The organism is Pseudomonas sp. 7-41 (assembly GCF_021233075.1).
In the GTDB taxonomy this organism is placed as follows: domain Bacteria; phylum Pseudomonadota; class Gammaproteobacteria; order Pseudomonadales; family Pseudomonadaceae; genus Aquipseudomonas; species Aquipseudomonas veronii.
Genome location: NZ_CP089551.1, coordinates 2897964 through 2919853 on the forward strand (window position 1 = coordinate 2897964; position 21890 = coordinate 2919853).

At 65.1% G+C, this 21890-nt stretch carries 9 protein-coding genes; 8 read left to right on the forward strand and 1 reads right to left on the reverse strand.

The window, feature by feature from the left end:
• Nucleotides 1-8 precede the first annotated feature (8 nt).
• The 7 genes from urtE to LQ249_RS13195 all read left to right on the forward strand — a co-directional run bounded on the left by urtE (nt 9) and on the right by LQ249_RS13195 (nt 7430).
• Nucleotides 9-698, forward strand: coding sequence for an urea ABC transporter ATP-binding subunit UrtE (gene urtE / locus LQ249_RS13165; protein ID WP_046383753.1), 690 nt, complete (start codon nt 9-11; stop codon nt 696-698).
• 830 nt (nt 699-1528) lie between these two features.
• Entirely contained in the window at nt 1529-2758 is a 1230-nt protein-coding gene (gene fmdA / locus LQ249_RS13170; RefSeq protein WP_046383752.1) for a formamidase, read from the forward strand.
• Between the two features lie 2 nt (nt 2759-2760).
• On the forward strand, nt 2761-3108 hold the full coding sequence (locus LQ249_RS13175; protein ID WP_046383751.1) for an FmdB family zinc ribbon protein: 348 nt from the start codon (nt 2761-2763) through the stop codon (nt 3106-3108).
• A 15-nt stretch (nt 3109-3123) separates the two neighbouring features.
• A complete protein-coding gene (locus LQ249_RS13180) occupies nt 3124-4167 on the forward strand; it encodes an aliphatic amidase (RefSeq protein WP_057004784.1) in 1044 nt (347 codons plus the stop codon).
• A 96-nt stretch (nt 4168-4263) separates the two neighbouring features.
• Nucleotides 4264-4836: a DUF2239 family protein gene (locus LQ249_RS13185; RefSeq protein WP_057004783.1), complete on the forward strand. Its 573-nt coding sequence runs from the start codon at nt 4264-4266 to the stop codon at nt 4834-4836.
• Nucleotides 4837-4861: 25 nt separating this feature from the next.
• A complete protein-coding gene (locus LQ249_RS13190) occupies nt 4862-6217 on the forward strand; it encodes an MATE family efflux transporter (protein WP_108526441.1) in 1356 nt (451 codons plus the stop codon).
• Between the two features lie 40 nt (nt 6218-6257).
• Entirely contained in the window at nt 6258-7430 is a 1173-nt protein-coding gene (locus LQ249_RS13195) for an MFS transporter (RefSeq protein WP_169865605.1), read from the forward strand.
• Here LQ249_RS13195 and LQ249_RS13200 read toward each other — a convergent pair.
• A complete protein-coding gene (locus tag LQ249_RS13200; RefSeq protein ID WP_108526439.1) occupies nt 7422-7622 on the reverse strand; it encodes a hypothetical protein in 201 nt (66 codons plus the stop codon). The two genes, LQ249_RS13195 and LQ249_RS13200, sit on opposite strands and share 9 nt — an antisense overlap.
• A gap of 234 nt (nt 7623-7856) precedes the next feature.
• Between LQ249_RS13200 and LQ249_RS13205 the strand changes: the two genes are divergently transcribed.
• Nucleotides 7857-21890, forward strand: coding sequence for a non-ribosomal peptide synthase/polyketide synthase (locus LQ249_RS13205; RefSeq protein WP_232566526.1), 14034 nt, complete (start codon nt 7857-7859; stop codon nt 21888-21890).

Sequence of the window (21890 nt, forward strand, 5' to 3'; positions counted from 1 at the left end):
AGTCCGGCATGTTCAAGATCGACCAGTTGTCCTGCGGCTACGGGCAGAGCCAGATCCTCCACGACCTGGACCTGAACGTGGCCAAGCGCGAGATCGTCGCGGTGATGGGCCGCAACGGCATGGGCAAGACCACGTTGTTCAAGAGCTTGATGGGCATCCTGCCGCAGTGGAAAGGCCAGGTCAGTGTGGACGGGCACGATGTGTCGGCGCTGGAAACCCATGAACGGGTTGAACGCGGGATTGCCTACGTCCCCCAGGGCCGCATGATTTTTCCGAGCATGACGGTGTTGGAAAACATCCAGACCGGCCTGCCTGCCTCGGCGCGGGGCAAGGTGCCGGAGGATTTGTACGCGCTGTTCCCGGTGCTCTACGACATGCAGTCGCGCAAGGGCGGCAACCTGTCCGGCGGGCAACAGCAACAGTTGGCGATTGCGCGGGCGCTGGCGACCAACCCCAAGGTGCTGCTGCTGGATGAACCGACGGAGGGCATCCAGCCGTCGATCATCAAGGACATCGCACGCACGCTGAAGGAGATTCGCAACTTAAGGGACCTGACCATCGTGGTCTCGGAGCAGGTGCTGTCGTTCACCCTGGAAATCGCCGACCGCTTTTTGGTGATCGAAAAGGGCCGCTTCGTGATCGAAGAGACCCGGGACCGGGTGGACGAGGCAACCATCAGCCGCTACTTGTCCGTCTAGCCGCGACCGATTGTAGGAGCCGGCTTGCCGGCGAAAAACGCCCAGGCGCTGCGTTCATCCTGGCGACGTGCGTCATCGTTAACGACCTTCGCTGGCAAGCCAGCTCCTACAGAAAAGCGCACCTGCGAACCTGCCGGCGAAAAACGCCCAGGCGCTGCGTTCATCCTGGCGACGTGCGTCATCGTTAACGACCTTCGCTGGCAAGCCAGCTCCTACAGAAAAGCGCACCTGCGAACCCACCTGTAGGAGCCGGCTTGCCGGCGAAAAACGTCCAGGCGCCGCGTTCATCCTGGTGATGCACGTCATCGTTAACGACCTTCGCTGGCAAGCCAGCTTCTACAGAAAAGCGCACCTGCGAACCTGCCTGTAGGAGCCGGCTTGCCGGCGAAAAACGCCCAGGCGCTGCGTTCATCCTGGCGACGTGCGTCATCGTTAACGACCTTCGCTGGCAAGCCAGCTCCTACAGAAAAGCACACCTGCGAACCCACCTGTAGGAGCCGGCTTGCCGGCGAAAAACGCCCAGGCGCCGGGTTCATCCTGGCGATGCGCGTCATCGTTAACGACCTTCGCTGGCAAGCCAGCTCCTACAGAAACGCACAGCTGCGAACCCACCTGTAGGAGCCGGCTTGCCGGCGAAAAACGCCCAGGCGCCGCGTTCATGCTGGCGATGCGCGTCATCGTTAACGACCTTCGCGGGCAAGCCAGCTCCTACATTTTTGTTTGGGTTTCACTCTCTGGCAGAGCCATACGTCATCCAACGTATTTCCCGTTTTACCTCGCTCCACGAGACTGGTTTCAACGCCACAAGCCATCCGTCCAGGAGCCAGTCCATGACCGAAACGCTGATCAAAGTCGACCTCAACCAACCCGTCACCGAGAACGAGCAGATCCACAACCGTTGGCACCCGGATATCCCGATGGCCTGCTGGGTCAAGCCGGGCGATGACTTCATCCTCGAAACCTACGACTGGACCGCCGGCGCGATCAAGAACAACGATGACGCCAGCGACGTGCGCGATGTGGACCTGTCCACCGTGCATTACCTGTCCGGCCCGGTGGGTGTGCACGGCGCCGAGCCGGGCGATTTGCTGGTGGTGGACCTGCTCGACATCGGCGCCAAGGCCGATTCCCAGTGGGGCTTCAACGGCTTTTTCTCGCGGCAGAACGGCGGTGGCTTTCTCACCGATCACTTCCCCAGTGCGCAAAAGGCGATCTGGGATTTCAAGGGCATGTTCACCAGCTCGCGGCACATTCCAGGGGTGAACTTCGCCGGCCTGATCCACCCTGGCCTGATCGGCTGCCTGCCGGACCCGGTGATGCTCGCCGACTGGAACCGTCGCGAACAGGAACTGATCGACACCAACCCGACCCGTGTCCCGCCGCTGGCCAACGCGCCGCTGGCCGCCACCGCGCACATGGGCAAGCTCAAGGGCCAGGCCCGCGACGATGCCGCCGCCACCGGCGCGCGCACCGTGCCGCCGCGTGAGCATGGCGGTAACTGCGATATCAAGGATTTGTCCCGCGGCTCGAAGATCTTCTTCCCGGTCTATGTCAAGGGCGCCGGGCTGTCGGTGGGCGACTTGCACTTCAGCCAGGGCGACGGCGAAATCACCTTTTGCGGCGCCATCGAAATGGCCGGCTGGGTGCATATGAAGGTCGAGCTGATCAAGGGCGGCATGGCCAAGTACGGGATCAAGAACCCGGTGTTCAAGCCGAGCCCGATCACGCCGAACTACAAGAATTACCTGATCTTCGAAGGCATCTCGGTCGACGAGCAGGGCCAGCAGCACTACCTGGACGTCAACATCGCCTACCGCCAGGCGTGCCTGAATGCGATCAACTACCTGACCAAGTTCGGCTACTCACCGGCCCAGGGCTATGCGCTGCTCGGCTCGGCACCGGTACAAGGGCATATCAGCGGTGTGGTGGATATTCCGAATGCGTGCGCGACCTTGTGGCTGCCTACGGAAATCTTCGAGTTCGACATCAACCCCAACGCTAACGGCCCCACCAAGTTCCTCGACGGCAGCGTCGACCTGCCCATCGCACCGGACCTGTAGCCATGCCGACCTACGAATACGCCTGCGAGGCGTGCGGCACGTTCACGATGTTGCGGCCGATCGCCCAGCGCAACGAACCCAGCCAGTGCCCGTACTGCGCCGGGCCGGGAGGGCCGTTGCAGGTGTCGGCCCCGGCCTTGCAGTTGCTGTCGACCAACCAGCGCAAGGCCATCGCCGGCAACGAGCGCAGCGCCAACGCACCGCAAACGGTCGGCGAGTACCAGGAAAACCGTCGCCATCCGGCCGGTTGCAGTTGCTGCGGCACCAGCAAAAAGGTGCTGCCGAGCAAGGCCAACCCGCTGGGCCTCAAGACCAAGACCGGTCCACGGCCGTGGATGATCAGTCACTAGACCAGGAGCATTGCAATGCGTCATGGCGATATTTCCAGCAGCCCGGACACCGTCGGTGTCGCGGTGGTGAACTACAAGATGCCGCGCCTGCACAGCAAGGCCGAGGTCATCGAGAATGCGAAGAAGATTGCCGAGATGATCCTCGGCATGAAGCAGGGCCTGCCGGGCATGGACCTGGTGGTGTTCCCGGAATACAGCACCATGGGCATCATGTACGACCACGACGAGATGATGGCCACCGCCGCAAGCATCCCCGGCGAAGAGACCGCGATCTTTTCCGCCGCGTGTGGCCAGGCCAACACCTGGGGCGTGTTTTCGCTGACCGGCGAGCGCCATGAAGAGCATCCGCACAAGGCGCCCTATAACACCCTGGTGCTGATCAATAACCTCGGCGAGATCGTGCAGCGTTATCGCAAGTGCATTCCCTGGTGCCCCATCGAAGGCTGGTACCCGGGCGACCGCACCTACGTCTGCGATGGGCCCAAAGGCATGCAGATCAGCCTGATCATCTGCGATGACGGCAACTATCCGGAGATCTGGCGCGATTGCGCGATGAAGGGCGCCGAGTTGATCGTGCGCTGCCAGGGCTATATGTACCCGGCCAAGGAGCAGCAGGTGCTGATGTCCAAGAGCATGGCCTGGGCCAATAACTGCTACGTGGCGGTGGCCAACGCCGCCGGGTTCGATGGCGTGTATTCGTACTTTGGTCACTCGGCGATCATCGGTTTTGACGGGCGCACGCTAGGCGAATGCGGCGAAGAGGAGATGGGCATCCAGTACGCCCAGCTATCGGTGTCGCAGATCCGCGATGCGCGCGCCAATGATCAGTCGCAGAACCACCTGTTCAAGCTGCTGCACCGCGGCTACACCGGTATGCATGCTTCGGGCGATGGCGACAAAGGCGTGGCCGATTGCCCGTTCGAGTTCTACCGCACCTGGGTGCTCGATGCGCAAAAAGCCCAGGAGAACGTGGAGAAAATCACCCGCGGCACCGTGGGCGTCGCCGCCTGCCCGGTCGGGCAATTGCCCCATGACGGCCACGGAAAAACCGCGAGGTAACGCATACGCTGGGTAGTTCTGCGCCATAAGACTTGCAGTCTGAAAATTTCCCTCTAATATAACCCGGGTAAAACAAATACTACCCGGGTATAAATCATGGATTCTCAACATCCCCCTCGTTGCACCGCTTTCGTTCACCACCGACGTGTGGCGGACGGTCCCTATGCCCACGTTGCCCAGGCGTTGGCAGACCTTGATCTGCCGGCCGGCAGCTTCCTGGTATTCGACGATGCCACCGGCACCCAGGTCGATTACCCTTGGCCCCCGGGTTATGCACCCGAGCTGCCCGCGCCCGCAGAGGCACCAGATGAGCCGCCGACGTCCCCTGCGGTCGGGCGCCCCAAGCTGGGCGTGGTCGCCCGCGAAGTGACTTTGCTACCGCGCCATTGGGAGTGGTTGAGCCAGCAGCGTGGCGGTGCGTCGGCCGCGTTGCGGCGCTTGGTGGATGAAGCGCGCAATGCCCATGCCAGTCGTGATCAAATGCGCCAGGCCAAAGAGGCCAGCTATCGCTTCATGAGCGCCATCGGCGGTGACCTGCCGGGTTTCGAAGAGGCTTCGCGGGCACTGTTTGCCCACAACGCCGCAGACTTTTCCAACAAGATCGCGCTCTGGCCGGTGGACGTGCAGACGTACCTGGCCTGGCTGTCGCGCAACGCTTTCACTGCCTGATCATCATCCAGGGACTCGAACTACCATGGAAGTGACCCAACAACGCCCGCTGTGGCAGATCTACCTGATCTTCCTCGCACCGATGGTGCTGTCGAACTTTCTGCAGAGCTTTTCCGGCACGCTCAATGGCATCTATGTCGGGCAAATGCTCGGTACCCAGGCGTTGGCGGCGGTATCGGGGATGTTCCCCATCGTGTTTTTCTTTATCGCCCTGGTGATCGGCCTGGGGGCGGGGGCCTCGGTGTTGATCGGCCAGGCCTGGGGAGCCCGGGAAACCTCGATGGTCAAGGCGATCACCGGCGCCACCCTGACCCTTGGCGCGCTGGTGGGTTTGGTGGCGGCGGTGCTTGGCAGCCTGTTTGCGCGTCCGGCGTTACTGGCGTTGGGCACGCCGCTGGATGTGCTGGATGACGCGGTAGGTTATGCCCAGGTGATGATGCTGATCATGCCGCTGTTGTTGGTGTTTATCCTCTATACCCAGCTGCTGCGCGGCGTCAGCGACACGATTTCGCCGCTGCTGGCGCTGATGGTCTCGACATTCGTCGGTCTGCTGCTGACGCCGGCGCTGATCCGCGGCTGGATCGGCCTACCGCCCATGGGCATCCAGAGTGCGGTGTATGCCGGCCTGGTGGGCAACGCCGCGGCGATGCTGTTTCTGGTGCTGCGCCTGCGGCATAAAAACCACGTGATGGCGCCGGACCGCGCATTGCTCGCGGCCTTGCGGCTGGACCGGGTGATTCTCGGCAAAGTCCTGCGCATCGGGCTGCCCACCGGGCTACAGATGGTGGTGCTGTCATTATCCGAATTGGTCATCCTGGCCTTGGTCAACCACCACGGTTCCCAGGCAACGGCGGCCTATGGCGCGGTGACGCAGATCGTCAACTACGTGCAGTTTCCGGCACTGTCGATTGCCATCACCGCGTCGATCCTCGGCGCCCAGGCCATCGGTGCCGGGCGCCTGGAACGGATCGGGCCGATCCTGCGCACCGGGTTGCTGATCAATACCTGCCTGACTGGTGGCCTGATCCTGCTCGGCTACCTGTTGTCGCCCTGGTTGCTCGGCCTGTTCATCACCGACGACGCCGCGCGGATCAAGGCCGAACACCTGCTGCATATCATGCTGTGGAGCATCCTGGTGTTCGGCTTCCAGGCCGTGATAGGCGGGATCATGCGCGCCAGCGGCGTGGTGCTGATCCCGGTGGCGATTTCGATCTTCTGTGTGCTCGGTGTGGAGTTGCCGGTGGCCTACCTGCTCAATGCGCGGTACGGCCTGGAAGGGGTGTGGATGGCATTTCCGGTGACATACCTGGCGATGCTGGCGTTGCAGACGGCGTACTACCGGATGGTGTGGCGGCACAAGCCGATCACACGGTTGGTGTGATAAAAGGTTGCGCAAATCAAGGAAAGAAGGCGTTTCAATCATGGCAAACCCCTACGCCGAGTTGTTCCAGGCGCCCGGCGCCCGGGCGTTCGTACTGGCCGGCATGCTCGCGCGCATGCCCATCTCCATGACTGGCATCGGCTTGATCACCATGCTCTCGCAGGTGCATGGCGGCTACGGTCTGGCCGGCTCGGTGGCGGCGGTGTTTGCCTTGGCTACGGCATTTTGCGCGCCGCAGGTATCGCGGCTGGTTGACCGCTACAGCCAGGGCAGGGTACTGCCGATCGCCGCGCTGATCGGCGGCGGTGCGTTGTTGTTGCTGTTGTTGTGTACGCGTTTGCAGGCGCCGAACTGGGCGTTGTTCGTGTTCGCGGCGCTGGCCGGTTGCATGCCCAACATGTCAGCCATGGTCCGGGCGCGCTGGACCGAGCTGTACCGCGGCCAGCCCAAGCTCCAGACCGCGTTTGCCCTGGAGTCGGTGCTCGATGAGGTGTGCTTTATCATCGGCCCGCCGATTTCGGTGGGGTTGTGCGTGGTGCTGTTTCCCGAGGCCGGGCCTTTGCTGGCGGCGTTGCTGTTGGCGGTCGGTGTCACGGTGTTCGTGATGCAACGCCAGACCGAGCCGCCCGTGCATGAGCGCCATGATCATCACGGGCGCTGGCTGATCGCTTCGCCCTCGGTGTTGATCCTGATGATCCTGCTGCTGGCCATGGGCGTGATTGTCGGGGTAGTGGATGTGGTCAGCGTCGCTTTCGCCCAGCACCAGGGCCAACCGGCGGCGGCGAGCATTGTGTTGTCGGTGTATGCCGTCGGTTCGTGCCTGGCGGGGTTGGCGTTCGGTACGTTGAAACTCAAGGCGCCGTTGCCCCGGCAGTTCCTGTGCTGTGGTGTCGCCACGGCGCTGACCACCTTGCCGTTGCTGCTGGTCACCAACATCCCCGGCCTGGCCGTGGCAATCTTCATTTCCGGGCTGTTCTTCGCCCCGACCCTGATCGTGTCCATGGCCCTGGTGGAGCGGATCGTGCCACCGAGCCGCTTGACCGAAGGCATGACCTGGCTGATCACCGGCCTGAGCATCGGCGTGGCCATCGGCGCCGCCAGCTCCGGCTGGATGATCGACCACTTCGGCGCGGCCAGCGGGTTCTGGGTGGCGCTGGCGGCGGGGGCGGTGGTGTTGGGTTCGGCGGTGTTGGGGTATCGGCGGTTAGGGTGACGGATGAGCGATGCACTCACCGCTGAGGAGGTCATCCACCGCCTGGCGAAAGGCGGCCTCCAGTTCCTCTTCGGTTTGCCCTTCATAACTGACCAGTGAGTCGATGTTCAAAAGCCTCCCAAACAGGCAGTTGTCTTCGACGCTGGTTTCTATTGAGCCGGTATGACCCTTGTATTTAAGTCGGCGATTCATTGAGCCGCTGCTCCTGTGCGTAATGGTTCTTAGGATCTGGCGCCGTTTAACCTAGGCCCGAAGCGCTTCAAGAAGTATCAGTTGCATACGGGTTTCGTGTAGGGCATTTCCCGGCAGCCCGTATTCCTCGCAGTCAACAGCCTCCCATCCCCCCGCTAATTTTTCCCTCTCCGGTTCGTTTTATAGGGACGACGTGCCTTTGTGCTTCCCGCCTATTGCTCCGGACTCCAAGAAATGAATGCTGAAGACTCCTTGAAACTTGCTCGCCGGTTTATCGGGTTGCCCCTGGAAAAACGCCAGCTGTTCCTCCAGGCGTTGCAGAAGGAAGGGGTGGATTTTTCGCGGTTTCCGATTCCTGCCGGGGTGGATGTGGAGGACCGCGATGCGCTGTCCTACGCACAGCAACGCATGTGGTTTCTCTGGCAGTTGGACCCGGCCAGCGGCGCCTACAACCTGCCGGGCGCCGTGCGGCTCAAGGGCGCGCTGAACCTTGGCGCGATGCAGCAGGCGTTCGCCAGCCTGGTCGAGCGTCATGAAACCCTGCGCACGGTGTTCCAGCGCCAGGCCGACGAGCGTCTGGCGCAGGTGGCGGCACAGCCGGCGCTGGCGATCGAGCAGCACGACCTCAGCGACCTGGCCCCCGCCGAGCGCGAGCAGGCCGTCAACGCCGCGGCCACCCGCCAGTCGCTGCTGCCGTTCGATCTGGAGCACGGTCCGCTGCTGCGCGTGCAGCTGTTGAAACTCGACGAGCAGGAACACGTGCTGCTGCTGACCCTGCACCACATCGTCTCCGATGGCTGGTCGATGAACGTCTTGATCGACGAGTTCATCCGTTTCTACGACGCGCATGAGCGCAACGAGGCGCCGCAACTGCCGGCGCTGCCGATCCAGTACAGCGACTATGCCCTGTGGCAACGCCGCTGGCTGGAAGCAGGGGAGCAGGCGCGTCAGCTGGAATACTGGCAAGCGCGGCTGGGTGATGAGCATCCGGTTCTGGAATTGCCCAGCGACCGCCCACGCCCGGCCATGCCCAGCTACAGGGGCACGCGCCACACCTTCGCGATCGATCCGGATCTGGCCGCGCAACTGCGCAGCTGCGCGCAAACACACAACGTCACGCTGTTCATGCTGCTGCTCGGAGCGTTCAATGTGCTGCTGCATCGCTACACCGGCCAGGGCGACATCCGCGTCGGCGTGCCGATCGCCAACCGCAACCGGACCGAAGTCGAAGGGCTGATCGGTTTCTTCGTCAACACCCAAGTGCTGCGCACCGAACTGACCGGGCAAACCCGCGTCAGCGAGCTGCTGCATGCCATCAAGGAGCATGCCCTGGGCGCCCAGGCCCATCAGGACTTGCCCTTCGAACGCCTGGTGGAAGCGCTGAACGTCGAGCGCAGCCTGAGCCATACGCCGTTGTTCCAGGTGATGTACAACCACCAGCCGGTGGTGGCCGACATCGCCTTGATCCGCACGGCCTCCGGCCTGGAGCTGGCCGCGGTGGAGTGGCAGGGCCGCACCACCCAGTTCGACCTGACCCTCGACACCTACGAACAGTCCGGCACCCTGCATGCCGCGCTGACCTACGCCAACGACCTGTTCGACGCGCCATCCATCGCACGCATGGCGCGGCACTGGATCAGCCTGTTGCAGGCCATGGTCGCCGATGGCGAGCAGCGCGTCGGTGAGTTGCCGATGCTCGCCGCCGATGAGCAGCAGGTCCTGGTGAGCGCCTGGAACCAGACCGCGCAGGCCTATCCGAGCGAGCGCGGCATTCATCAGTTGATCGAAGACCAGGTGCGCGCCACGCCGGATGCGCCGGCGCTGGTGTTCGGTGCGACCACGCTGACCTACGCCCAGCTCGACGCCCGCGCCAACCAGTTGGCCCATGCCTTGCGCGAGCAGGGGGTTGGCCCCGATGCCTTGGTGGGTCTTTGCATCGAGCGCTCCATCGAAATGGTGGTCGGCCTGCTGGGGATTCTCAAAGCCGGCGCTGCCTATGTCCCGCTCGACCCCGAATATCCCCCGGAACGCCTGGCCTACATGATCGAAGACAGCGGCATCCAGCTGCTGCTCAGCCAGCAAAGCCTGCTGCCGTCGCTGCCGGTCGCGGCTGTCCAGGTGATTGCCCTGGACGCGCCCGCGCTGTGGCTCGACGGCTACAGCTGCGAAGCCCCCGCCGTGGCGATTCACGGGCTGAACCTCGCGTATGTGATCTACACCTCCGGCTCCACCGGCCAACCCAAGGGCGCCGGCAACAGCCATCGCGCGCTGGTCAACCGCCTGTGCTGGATGCAACAGGCCTACACGCTGGAGGCCAGCGATGCGGTGCTGCAGAAAACCCCGTTCAGCTTCGACGTGTCGGTGTGGGAGTTCTTCTGGCCGTTGATGACTGGCGCGCGCCTGGTGGTCGCGGCCCCTGGCGAACACCGCGAGCCGGCGCGCCTGATTGCGACCATCGGCCGACACGCGATCACCACCGTGCATTTCGTGCCGTCGATGCTCCAGGCGTTTATCCATGAGCCGGGCGTGCAGGCTTGCACCGGCCTCAAGCGCATCGTCTGCAGCGGCGAAGCCTTGCCGTTGGATGCGCAGAGCCAAGTGTTCGCCAAACTGCCACAGGCCGCTCTGTTCAACCTCTATGGCCCGACCGAAGCGGCCATCGACGTAACCCACTGGAGCTGTGTCGATGAAGGCGCCGACAGCGTGCCCATCGGCCGTCCGATCGCCAACCTCTACACCTACGTGCTCGACGCCCAGCTCAACCCGGTGCCGGCCGGCGTGTCCGGCGAGCTCTACCTGGGCGGCAGCGGCCTGGCGCGCAGTTACCACCGGCGTGCGGCCCTGACCGCCGAGCGTTTCGTGCCCAGCCCGTTCGCTGACGGCGCACGTGTGTACCGCACTGGCGACCGCGTGCGCCAGCGGGCCGACGGCGTGATCGAGTACCTCGGCCGTCTCGATCATCAGGTCAAACTGCGCGGTCTGCGCATCGAACTGGGCGAAATCGAGACGCGCCTGCTGCAGCATCCCGGCGTGCGTGAGGCGGTGGTGCTGGTGCAGGGCGGCAAGCACTTGGTGGCCTACCTGGTGTTGGAAGGCGAAGCGCCCACCGACCTCAAGGCGTGGCTGCTCGGCAGCCTGCCGGAGTACATGGTGCCGACCCATATGCTGCACCTGGATCAATTGCCGGTGACCGCCAATGGCAAGCTGGATCGCAAAGCGCTGCCAGTGCCGGACGCCGCCGCGCAGCAGGCCTATAGCGCCCCGCAAAGCCCCGTGCAGCAGGCGCTGGCCGCAATCTGGGGCGATGTGCTCGGCATCCCGCAGGTCGGCCTGGACGACAATTTTTTCGAGCTGGGCGGCGATTCGATCATCTCCATCCAAGTGGTCAGCCGCGCGCGCCAGGCAGGCATTCGCCTCAGCCCGCGCGACCTGTTCCAGTACCAGAGCGTGCGCAGCCTGGCGTTGGTGGCGACCTTCGAGCAGGCCGCGAGCATCGACCAGGGCCCGGTCAGCGGTGAGGTGATGCTGACTCCGGTGCAGCAGAGCTTCTTCGCCCAGGCCATCCCGGTGCGCGAACATTGGAACCAGTCGTTGCTGTTGATCCCGCGTGAAGCCCTGGAGCCTGCGCGTCTCGACGCGGCCTTGACCCAGGTGATCAATCATCACGACGCTTTGCGCCTGCGTTTTGTCGAGCAGGCCGAAGGCTGGCAGCAAACCCATGCCGCGCCGATCGCCGCGCCCGGATTGTGGCAATCCCACGCCAGCGACGACACAGAACTGGCCGCACTCTGCGAGGCGGCCCAGCGCAGCCTCGATCTTGAACAAGGCCCGCTGCTGCGCGCCGTTCTGGTGAGCATGGCCGACGGCACCCAGCGCCTGTTGCTGGTGGTCCATCACCTGGTGGTGGACGGCGTGTCCTGGCGCATCCTGCTCGAAGACCTGCAACAGGCCTACGGCGCTGCGCCGCTGCCGGCCAAGACCTGCGCCTACCAAGTGTGGGCCCGGCAGTTGCAGGCCCATGCACAGACCCTCAACGCGCAACTGGCGTACTGGCAGGCGCAGACGGCCGACGCCGATTTGCCTTGCGACAACCCGCAAGGCGGCCTGCAAAATCGCCTGGGCGCCAAGCTGGAAATCCGCCTTGACGCCGAACACACCCGTCAACTGCTGCAAGACGCCCCGGCCGCCTATCGCACCCAGGTCAACGACCTGCTGCTGAGCGCATTGGTGCGGGTGATCTGCCGGTGGAGCGGCCAGACGGCTGCGCTGATCCAGCTGGAAGGCCATGGCCGTGAAGACCTGTTCGACAATGTCGACCTGAGCCGTACCGTCGGTTGGTTCACCAGCCTGTTCCCGCTGCGCCTGCAGGCCGAGGGCGGGTTGGCGGATGCGATCAAGTCGGTCAAGGAGCAACTGCGGGGCGTGCCCGATAAAGGCATCGGCTACGGCCTGTTGCGTTACCTCGGCACACCGGACGCCCGCGAAGCCCTATCAAGCCTTGCCGCGCCGCGCATCACCTTCAACTACCTGGGCCAATTCGATCGCCAGTTCAACCAATCGGCGCTGTTCGTGCCGGCCACCGGGGGCAGCGGTCAGGCCCAGGACCCCGAAGCGCCGCTGGCCAACTGGTTGACGCTGGAAGGCCAGGTGTACGGTGGGGAATTGACCCTGCAGTGGGGCTTCAGCCGTGAGATGTTCGAGGTGTCGACAATCCAGCGCCTGGCGGATGACTATACGGCGGAACTCAAGGCCCTGATCGTGCATTGTTGTGCCACGCCGGCAGGGCAGGTCACCCCGTCGGACTTCCCGTTGGCGCGTCTGACCCAGCGCCAGTTGGATGGACTGCCCGTCGCGGGACCGGCCATTGCCGATCTCTACCCGCTGTCGCCGATGCAGCAGGGCATGCTGTTCCACAGCCTGTACGAGCCCGAGGCCCAGGCCTATATCAACCAGTTGCGCCTGGACATCGGCGGCCTCGATCTTTTGGCGTTCGGTCGCGCCTGGCAGGCCGCGCTGGAGCGGCATGATATCCTGCGCAGCAGCTTCCACTGGCTGGGCCTGGACAGTGCCCATCAGTTGATCCAGCGGCAGGTCGACTTGCCGTTGCAAGTCATCGAAGACCCCGATGCCGACGTCGAGGCTCTCGCCGCAGCCGAGCGCGACAAGGGCTTCGCGCTCGACGCGGCGCCGCTGTTTCGCCTGTTGCTGGTACGCGGTGCCGGCGCGACCTGGCAGTTGATTTTCACCAGCCACCACATCCTGATGGATGGCTGGAGCAACGCCCAGTTGCTGGGCGAAGTCATCGCCCACTATGCCGGCCATACCGTGCCGGCACCGCTGGGACAGTTCCGCGACTACCTGGGTTGGCTGCAACAACAAGGGTCGGGCGAAGCCTTCTGGAAAGCCACGCTGGCGCCGTTGCAAGCGCCCACCTTGCTGGCGGAGGCGCTGCGCGTGCCGGCCCACGCCACAGGGATGGCTGACCATCAGGTGGTGCTCGACAGCGACTTCACCCAAGCGCTCGGCGAGTTTGCCCGCCGCCAGAAAATCACTCTCAACACCTTGCTGCAAGGGGCGTGGAGCCTGTTGCTGCAGCGCTACACCGGCCAGGATTGCGTGGCGTTCGGTGCCACCGTCGCCGGGCGTTCGGCGCCGCTGCCGGGGATCGAGCAGCAACTGGGCCTGTTTATCAACACCTTGCCGCTCGTCAGCCTGGCCGCGCCGGCCCAATCGGCCGCGTGCTGGCTCAGCGAGCTGCAAGCGCTGAACCTGAGCCTGCGCGATCACGAACATGTGCCGCTCTACGACATCCAGGGCTGGGCGGGCCAGCAGGGCGCGTTGTTCGACACCTTGCTGGTGTTCGAAAACTTCCCGGTGGCCGAAGCCCTGAAACAGGGCGCGCCCGCAGGCCTGACCTTTGGCCGCCTGCACAACCATGAACGCACCCACTACCCGCTGACCCTGGGGATTGAGCTGGGGGCCAGCCTGCGCCTGGAATGGAGCTACGACCGCGCGCGTTTCAGTGCCGATCAGGTCGCGCGATTGAGCGCCAACCTGCAGCACCTGCTGGTGCAACTGCTCGTCGATGCGCAGGCGCCGCTCGGCAACTTGCGCCTGCTCGACCCCACCACGCAGCGCGACATGCTCGCCCTGGGCCGGGCACCCGGCGCGGCCCTACGTGAGCTGCACGTGCATCAACGCATTGCCGCCCAGGCCGCCGCCACCCCGGATGCGCTGGCGGTGCAGGCCGGCGAAGCGCGCTTGAGCTATGCCCAGCTCAACGACCACGCCAACCGCCTGGCCCATCGCCTGCTGGCGCTGGGCGTGGGGCCTGGGCAGCGCGTGGGCCTGGCCTGCCGACGTGGCCCGCAGTTGATCGTCAGTCTGCTGGCGGTACTTAAAAGCGGCGCCGCCTATGTGCCGCTGGACCCGAAATACCCCAACGAACGCCTGGCCTACATGCTGGCGGACAGTCGTGTGGACCTGCTGCTCAGCGAAACCGGGCTGCTCGCCGACCTGCCGCTGCCGCAAGGTCTGATCCGTGTGGACTTCAGCGCATCCGGCGCTGAGTTGGCCGCTTACCCGCGCGCCAATCCGCCCAGCCACGTGGGCGCCGCCGACCTGGCCTACGTGATCTACACCTCCGGCTCCACCGGCCAACCCAAGGGCGTGGCCATCGATCACGCCGCCCTCGGCCAGTTCTGCGACAGCGCCGCGGTCTACAGCCGGCTGTGTGCAGCGGACCGTGTACTGCAGTTCGCCACGTTCAGCTTCGACGGCTTTGTCGAGCAGTGCTACCCGCCGCTGTGTATAGGCGCTGCGTTGATCATGCGTGGCGATGAACTGTGGGACGCCGGGCAACTGGCGCGGGAAATCGTCGAGCAGGGCGTGACCCTCGCTGACTTGCCGGCGGCGTACTGGTACCTGCTGGCCAAGGAATGTGCGGTCGAACACCGCGCCCTGGGCAATCTGCGCCAGGTGCATGTGGGCGGCGAAGCCATGTCGGTGGAAGGCCTGCGCGCCTGGCACGCCGCCGGCCTGGGCCACGTGCGGCTGGTCAACACCTATGGGCCGACCGAGGCCACGGTGGTGTCCAGCGTGCATGACTGCCAGTTGCTGGATGCCAGTGACGCGTTCGGCGTGCCCATCGGCCAGGCCATCGAAGGCCGTTCGCTGTATGTGCTCGACAGTGCGTTCGAGCTGCTGGCCACCGAGGGCGTCGGCGAGCTGTGCATCGGTGCCGAGTACGGCCTGGCCCAGCGTTATTTCGACCGCCCGGCGCTGACGGCCGAGCGCTTCCTGCCGGACCCGTTTTCCGCCGTGCCGGGGGCGCGGCTCTACCGCAGTGGCGACCTGGCCCGTTACAACCAGGCCGGTGCGTTGGAGTACGTCGGGCGCATCGATCATCAGGTGAAGATTCGCGGTTTCCGTATCGAAATCGGCGAAATCGAGGCCAGCCTGCAAGGCTTGCCGCAGGTGCGTGAGGCGGCAGTCATCGCGCAGCCGGGCGCTGTGGGTGCGCAATTGGTGGCCTACGTGGTGCCGACCCAGGGCCAGCGCCTGGACACCCAGGCGCTGGCGGCGACCTTGCACCGTGTGTTGCCCGACTACATGGTGCCGGTGCAGTGGGTGGTGCTCGATGCCTTGCCGTTGAACAACAACGGCAAGCTGGACCGCCGCGCACTGCCGGCACCGGACCTGAACCAGCCCCGACAGGCCCACCGCGCCCCGCACAGCCCGCTGGCGATCCGGTTGGCAGCGATCTGGCAAGCGGTGTTGCAGGTCGAGCGCGTGGGGCTCGATGACCATTTCTTCGAGCGCGGCGGCCATTCGTTGCTGGCCACCCAGGTGATCTCCCGCGTGCGCCATGACCTCAAGCTGGAAGTGCCGTTGCGCGCGCTGTTCGAGCAGCCGACGCTGGAGGCCTTCGCGGCCGCGTGCGCCGGCGTGCAGGGCGACACGGCACCGACGCTGCAGGCGGCCGAGCGTGACCGGCCGCTGGCGTTGTCGTTCGCCCAGGAGCGCCAATGGTTCCTCTGGCAACTGGACCCGACCAGCGCCGCCTATCACGTCCCCGCCGCACTGCACCTGCGCGGCCCGTTGGATATCGCTGCGCTGGAACACGCTTTCCACGCCCTGGTGCAGCGCCATGAACCGCTGCGCACCACCTTCGTGGAGGAGGGCGAGCAGACCTGGCAGGTGATCCACCCCCACCTGGCGATTGCACTGGCGCATCAGCACATCGCCGCAGCCGCGATCGAAGCGACGGTGGCGCAGGAGATCCAGCGCCCGTTCGACCTGGTCAACGGCCCGCTGATGCGCGTCACGTTGCTGCACGTCGAAGCGGAGCACCACGTGCTGGTAATCACCCAGCACCACATCATCTCCGATGGTGGGTCGATGCAGGTGATGGTCGACGAACTGCTGGCCCTGTATCAGGGCCAGGCGCCGTTGCCGGCATTGCCGCTGCACTATGCCGACTATGCCCAGTGGCAACGCGAGTGGATGGCCGCCGGGGAGAAACAGCGCCAACTCGATTATTGGTGCGCCCGCCTGGGCAGCGAACATCCGCTGCTGGAGCTGCCCCTGGACCACCCGCGTCCGGCGCTGCAAAGCCATCGCGGCGCGCGCCGACAACTGCATCTGGACGCCGCGCTGGTCGCCGAACTCAAGGCCCTCGCCCAGCGTCAGGACGTGACCCTGTTCATGCTGCTGCTCGCCGCGTTCCAGACCTTGCTGTTTCGCTACAGCGGCCAGTCCGCGATCCGTGTCGGGGTGCCGATCGCCAACCGCAATCGCCTGGAAACCGAGCGGCTGATCGGCTTCTTCGTCAACACCCAGGTACTGCAGGCCGAGTTGCATGGGCAGATGGGCTTCGACCGCTTGCTGGCCCAGGTCAAGCAACGTGCGGTGGAGGCCCAGGCCCATCAGGACTTGCCCTTCGAACAACTGGTGGAAGCGCTGCAACCGGAACGCAGCCTCAGCCATAACCCGTTGTTCCAAGTGATGTTCAATCATCAGGACAACCTGCGCGCCGGCCCGCTGCAGTTGCCTGGCCTGGACCTGCAACCGGTGGATTGGACCGGCCACAGCACCCAGTTCGACCTCAACCTGGAAACCGAGGAGTCGGCCGATGGCCTCTGGGCTGCGTTGACCTACGCCACCGACCTGTTCGAACCGGCGACCATCGAGCGCCTGGCCGAGCATTGGCAGAACCTGCTGCGCGCCGTGGTGCGCGATGCCTCCCAACCCCTGGACGAGCTGGCGCTGCTCAGCGCGGCGCAGTGGCGGCAGATGCTCGAAGCGTGGAACCACACGGCCTTTGATTACCCCCGCGAGCGCTGTGTGCATCAGCTGTTCGAAGCGCAGGCCCTGGCCCAGCCCGACGCCATCGCTGTGCAATTCAACGACGACGCCTTGAGTTATGCCGAACTCAACCGCCGCGCCAATCGCCTGGCCCATCGCCTGATCGCGGCGGGTGTCGGCCCGGACGTGCTGGTGGCGGTGCATGTGGAGCGTTCCCTGGACATGGCGGTCGGCCTGCTGGCGACCCTCAAGGCCGGTGGCGCCTATGTGCCGCTCGACCCGCAGTTCCCGGCGGAGCGCCTGGCGTTCATGCTCGAAGACAGCCGTGCCCGGGTGCTGCTGACCCAGCCAGCGCTGATCGGCCGACTGGCGCAACCGCAAGGCCTGCACGTGCTGCTGGTCGATGACAGCGACGCTGGCGAACACAACCCGCAAGTGGACGTCAGCCCGGAACACCTGGCCTACGTGATCTACACCTCCGGCTCCACCGGCCAGCCCAAGGGCGTGATGGTGCGCCACCGCGGGCTGTGCAGCTTCACCAGCGGCATGGCCACCAGCCTGGACATCGGCCGGGAGGCGCGGGTGCTGTCGCTGACCACGTTCTCGTTCGACATCTTCGCCCTGGAGCTGTACGTGCCGCTGACGGTTGGCGCCACGGTGTTGCTGAGCGAGCAGGCCCTGGCCCTCGACCCGGAGGCGATTATCGACCTGGCGCACCACCAGCGCGCCAACGTGCTGCAAGCCACGCCGTCAACCTGGCGCATGCTGCTGGACAGCCCGCGTGCCGAGCGGCTGCGTGGCATCAAGGCACTGTGCGGCGGCGAAGCGCTGCCGGCCGACCTGGCCCAGCGTCTGCTCGATCTGCAAGGCCCGGTGTGGAACCTGTATGGCCCCACGGAAACCACCATCTGGTCGGCGGCCCATCGCCTGTTGGCGCCGCAGCCTTTTGTCGGGCGGCCGATTGCCAATACCGCGTTGTTCATCCTCAACGCCGGGCTCAGCCCATGCCCGTTGGGCGCGGCCGGTGAGCTGCTGATCGGCGGTGTCGGCCTGGCGCGGGGTTACCACGCACGGCCGGCGCTCACCGCCGAACGCTTCGTGCCCAACCCTTATGGCGCGCCGGGCGAACGCCTGTACCGTACCGGTGACCTGGCGCGCTACCGCGACCACGGCGTGGTGGAGTACATCGGCCGGGTCGACCAGCAGGTCAAGGTGCGCGGGTTCCGTATCGAACTGGGCGAAATCGAAGCCTGCCTGCGCGAACACCCCGGCGTGCGCGAAGCCGTGGTGCTGGCCGACAACGACCGCTTGATCGCCTATCTGGTGACCTCCGCCCCACAGACGCCGCAGGTCTACCAAGCTGCCTTGCGCGAGCGTTTGCCGGACTACATGGTGCCGGCGTACCTGATGTGCCTCGACAGCTTGCCCTTGACCCCCAACGGCAAGCTCGACCGCAAGGCTCTGCCCAGCGTGGACGCCAGCCTGTTGCGCAAAGGCCATGTCGCCCCCGTCACACTGCGCCAACAGCAGGTGGCGGCGATCTGGGCCGAGGTGCTGGGCGTACCTCAGGTCGGCCTCGACGACCACTTCTTCGAACTGGGCGGGCATTCGCTGCTGGCCACCCGCGTGGTGTCGCGGGTCCGCCAGGCGCTGGCGCTGGAAGTGGCGCTCAAGACCCTGTTCGAACACCCGGCGCTGGGTGACTTCGTCGCGGCGCTGGGCGAGGAGGGCGTGGTTGCGCCGGCGATGCTCAAGGCCGACCGCACCCAACCGTTGCCACTGTCCTATGCCCAGGAACGCCAATGGTTCCTCTGGCAACTCGACCCGCACAGCGCCGCGTACCACATCCCCAGCGCCCTGCGCCTGAAAGGCACGCTGGACCTGGCGGCGCTGCAACGCAGTTTCGACACCTTGCTGGCGCGCCACGAAAGCCTGCGCACCCATCTGCATCAGGACGCCAGCGGCACACGGCAAGTGATTGAAGAATCGGGCCTGATCGACGTCGACCAGGCCGACAGCGACGAAGCCGGGCTCAAGGCGCAGGTCGCTGCCGAGGTCGCGCGTCCGTTCGACCTGCTGCGCGGGCCGTTGCTGCGGGTCACGTTGCTGCGTCTGGCTGAGGATGACCACGTGCTGGTGCTGGTGCAGCACCATATCGTCTCGGATGGCTGGTCGATGCAACTGATGGTCGAAGAACTGGTGCAGCTCTACGCCGCGTTCAGCCAGGGGACCACGCCGCACCTGCCGGCCTTGCCGATCCAGTACGCCGACTACGCCCTGTGGCAGCGTCAATGGATGGAGGCCGGTGAGACCACGCGTCAACTGGCTTACTGGCGTGAGCAACTGGGCGGTGTGCAACCGGTGCTGGAATTGCCGGTCGACTACCCGCGCCCAGCGCTGCAAAGCCACCGTGGCGCGCGCCTGGGTATTGAGCTGGCGGCGCCGTTGCTCGCCGGTTTGCGCAGCCTGGCACAGCGCACCGGGGTGACGTTGCCGATGGTGTTGCTGGCGTCGTACCAGGCCTTGCTGCACCGCTACAGCGGTCAGGAGGACGTGCGCGTCGGCGTGCCGATTGCCAACCGCAATCGCCTGGAAACCGAAGGGTTGATCGGCTTCTTCGTCAACACCCAGGTGCTCAAGGCCGATATCCACGGGCAGATGAGCGTCGAGCACTTGCTGCACCAGACGCGTCAACGCTCCCTTGAGGCCCAGGCCCATCAGGACCTGCCGTTCGAGCAGTTGGTGGAGGCCTTGCAGCCCGAGCGCAGCCTGAGCCTGAGCCCGCTGTTCCAGGTGTTGTTCAACCACCGCGTGACGTCGGTCGATAGCCATTGGCAGCGCCTCACCGAGCTTGACGTCGAGGTCCTGAGTTGGGATGAAGGCGTCGCCCAGTTCGACCTGGCGCTGGACGTCGAGGAAAGCCAGACGCTGTTGCGTGCGTCCCTGAGCTACGCCACTGACCTGTTCGCCCCGGCGACCATCGCACGCATGGCCGGCCACTGGCAGAACCTGTTGCAGGCGATGGTCGCCGATCCGCAGCAGACCCTCGGCCAGTTGAACCTGCTGGATGAGGATGAACAGCGGCACATCCTGCAGTTGTGGAATCAATCCGATGCCGGCTTCCCGGCCCAGCGCCTGGTACACGAGTTGGTCGCCGAGCGTGCGCGGGAAAACCCGCAGGCAGTCGCGATCAAGTTCGACGCACAAACCCTGACCTACGGCGAGCTGGACCGCCAGGCCAACCAGTTGGCCCACGCGTTGATCGCCCGGGGTGTTGGCCCGGAAGTGCGCGTGGCGATTGCCATGCCGCGCAGTGCGGAGATCATGGTGGCGTTCCTTGCGGTGCTGAAAGCTGGCGGCGTGTATGTGCCGCTGGACGTCGAATACCCGCGTGATCGCCTGCTGTACATGATGCAGGACAGCCGCGCCAAGCTGCTGTTGACCCATACCGCCGTGCAGCAGCAACTGCCGATTGCCGAAGGCCTGGATACGCTCGCCATCGACCGCACCGAAACCTGGAGCGGCTTCAGCGACACTGCGCCGTCGGTTGATCTCGACGGCGACAACCTCGCCTACGTGATCTACACCTCCGGCTCCACCGGCATGCCCAAGGGCGTGGCGGTGGCCCACGGTCCGCTGGTGGCGCATATCATCGCCACCGGCGAACGCTACGAAACCGGCCCGGCCGATTGCGAATTGCACTTCATGTCCTTCGCTTTCGACGGCTCCCACGAAGGCTGGATGCACCCGCTGATCAACGGCGCGAGCGTGCTGATTCGCGATGACAGCCTGTGGCTGCCGGAATACACCTACGCGCAAATGCACCGTCACAACGTGACCATGGCCGTGTTCCCGCCGGTGTACCTGCAACAGTTGGCCGAGCATGCCGAGCGCGACGGTAATCCGCCGAAGGTGCGCGTGTATTGCTTTGGCGGTGACGCGGTGGCGCAAGCGAGCTACGACCTGGCCTGGCGTGCGCTGAAACCCACTTATCTGTTCAACGGCTACGGCCCGACCGAAACCGTGGTCACGCCGTTGCTGTGGAAAGCACGCAAGGGCGATCCCTGCGGCGCCGTGTACGCACCGATCGGCACGCTGTTGGGCAACCGCAGCGGCTACATCCTCGACGCCCAACTCAACCTGCAACCCATCGGCGTCGCTGGCGAGCTGTACCTGGGCGGCGAGGGCGTGGCGCGCGGTTATCTGGAACGTCCGGCACTCACCGCCGAACGCTTCGTCCCCGACCCGTTCGGCAAACCCGGCAGCCGCGTGTACCGCAGCGGCGACCTGACCCGTGGCCGCCCGGATGGCGTGGTGGATTACCTCGGCCGTGTCGACCACCAGGTGAAGATCCGCGGTTTCCGTATCGAGCTGGGCGAGATCGAAGCGCGGCTGCGCGAGCAGGACAGCGTTGGCGAAACCGTGGTGGTGGCTCAGGAAGGCCCGACCGGCAAGCAACTGGTGGCCTACGTGGTGCCGGCAGATGCCAGCCTGGCCAACCACACCGAGTGGCGCGACACCCTGCGCCGCGCCCTGAAAACCCGCCTGCCGGATTACATGGTGCCCGCGCACTTCATGTTCCTGGCGCAAATGCCGCTGACCCCCAACGGCAAACTCGACCGCAAGGGCCTGCCCGAGCCGGACGCGAGCCTGATGCAACAGGCCTACGTCGCCCCCGAAACCGAGCTGGAACAGCAGATCGCCGCGATCTGGGCCGAGGTGCTGCGCCTGCCGCACGTGGGCCTGAACGACAACTTCTTCGAGGTCGGCGGCCACTCGTTGCTGGCGATCCAGATCACCTCGCGGGTCCAGGCCGAACTGGGCCTGGAAGTGCCGCTGGTGGAAGTGTTCCAGACCGAAACCCTGCGCGCCTACGTGCAGGCCGCTGCCACCTTCCGCGCCGGCAGCACGCAAGATTTCGACGACCTTCGTGACTTTTTGAGCGAACTAGAGGCGATTTGA

What these genes read in the sequence shown, in the direction of transcription:
- urtE (WP_046383753.1), top strand. Translation starts at nt 9, where the DNA reads ATGTTCAAGATCGACCAGTTGTCCTGCGGCTACGGGCAGAGCCAGATC.
- fmdA (WP_046383752.1), top strand. Translation starts at nt 1,529, where the DNA reads ATGACCGAAACGCTGATCAAAGTCGACCTCAACCAACCCGTCACCGAG.
- LQ249_RS13175 (WP_046383751.1), top strand. Translation starts at nt 2,761, where the DNA reads ATGCCGACCTACGAATACGCCTGCGAGGCGTGCGGCACGTTCACGATG.
- LQ249_RS13180 (WP_057004784.1), top strand. Translation starts at nt 3,124, where the DNA reads ATGCGTCATGGCGATATTTCCAGCAGCCCGGACACCGTCGGTGTCGCG.
- LQ249_RS13185 (WP_057004783.1), top strand. Translation starts at nt 4,264, where the DNA reads ATGGATTCTCAACATCCCCCTCGTTGCACCGCTTTCGTTCACCACCGA.
- LQ249_RS13190 (WP_108526441.1), top strand. Translation starts at nt 4,862, where the DNA reads ATGGAAGTGACCCAACAACGCCCGCTGTGGCAGATCTACCTGATCTTC.
- LQ249_RS13195 (WP_169865605.1), top strand. Translation starts at nt 6,258, where the DNA reads ATGGCAAACCCCTACGCCGAGTTGTTCCAGGCGCCCGGCGCCCGGGCG.
- LQ249_RS13200 (WP_108526439.1), bottom strand. Translation starts at nt 7,622, where the DNA reads ATGAATCGCCGACTTAAATACAAGGGTCATACCGGCTCAATAGAAACC.
- LQ249_RS13205 (WP_232566526.1), top strand. Translation starts at nt 7,857, where the DNA reads ATGAATGCTGAAGACTCCTTGAAACTTGCTCGCCGGTTTATCGGGTTG.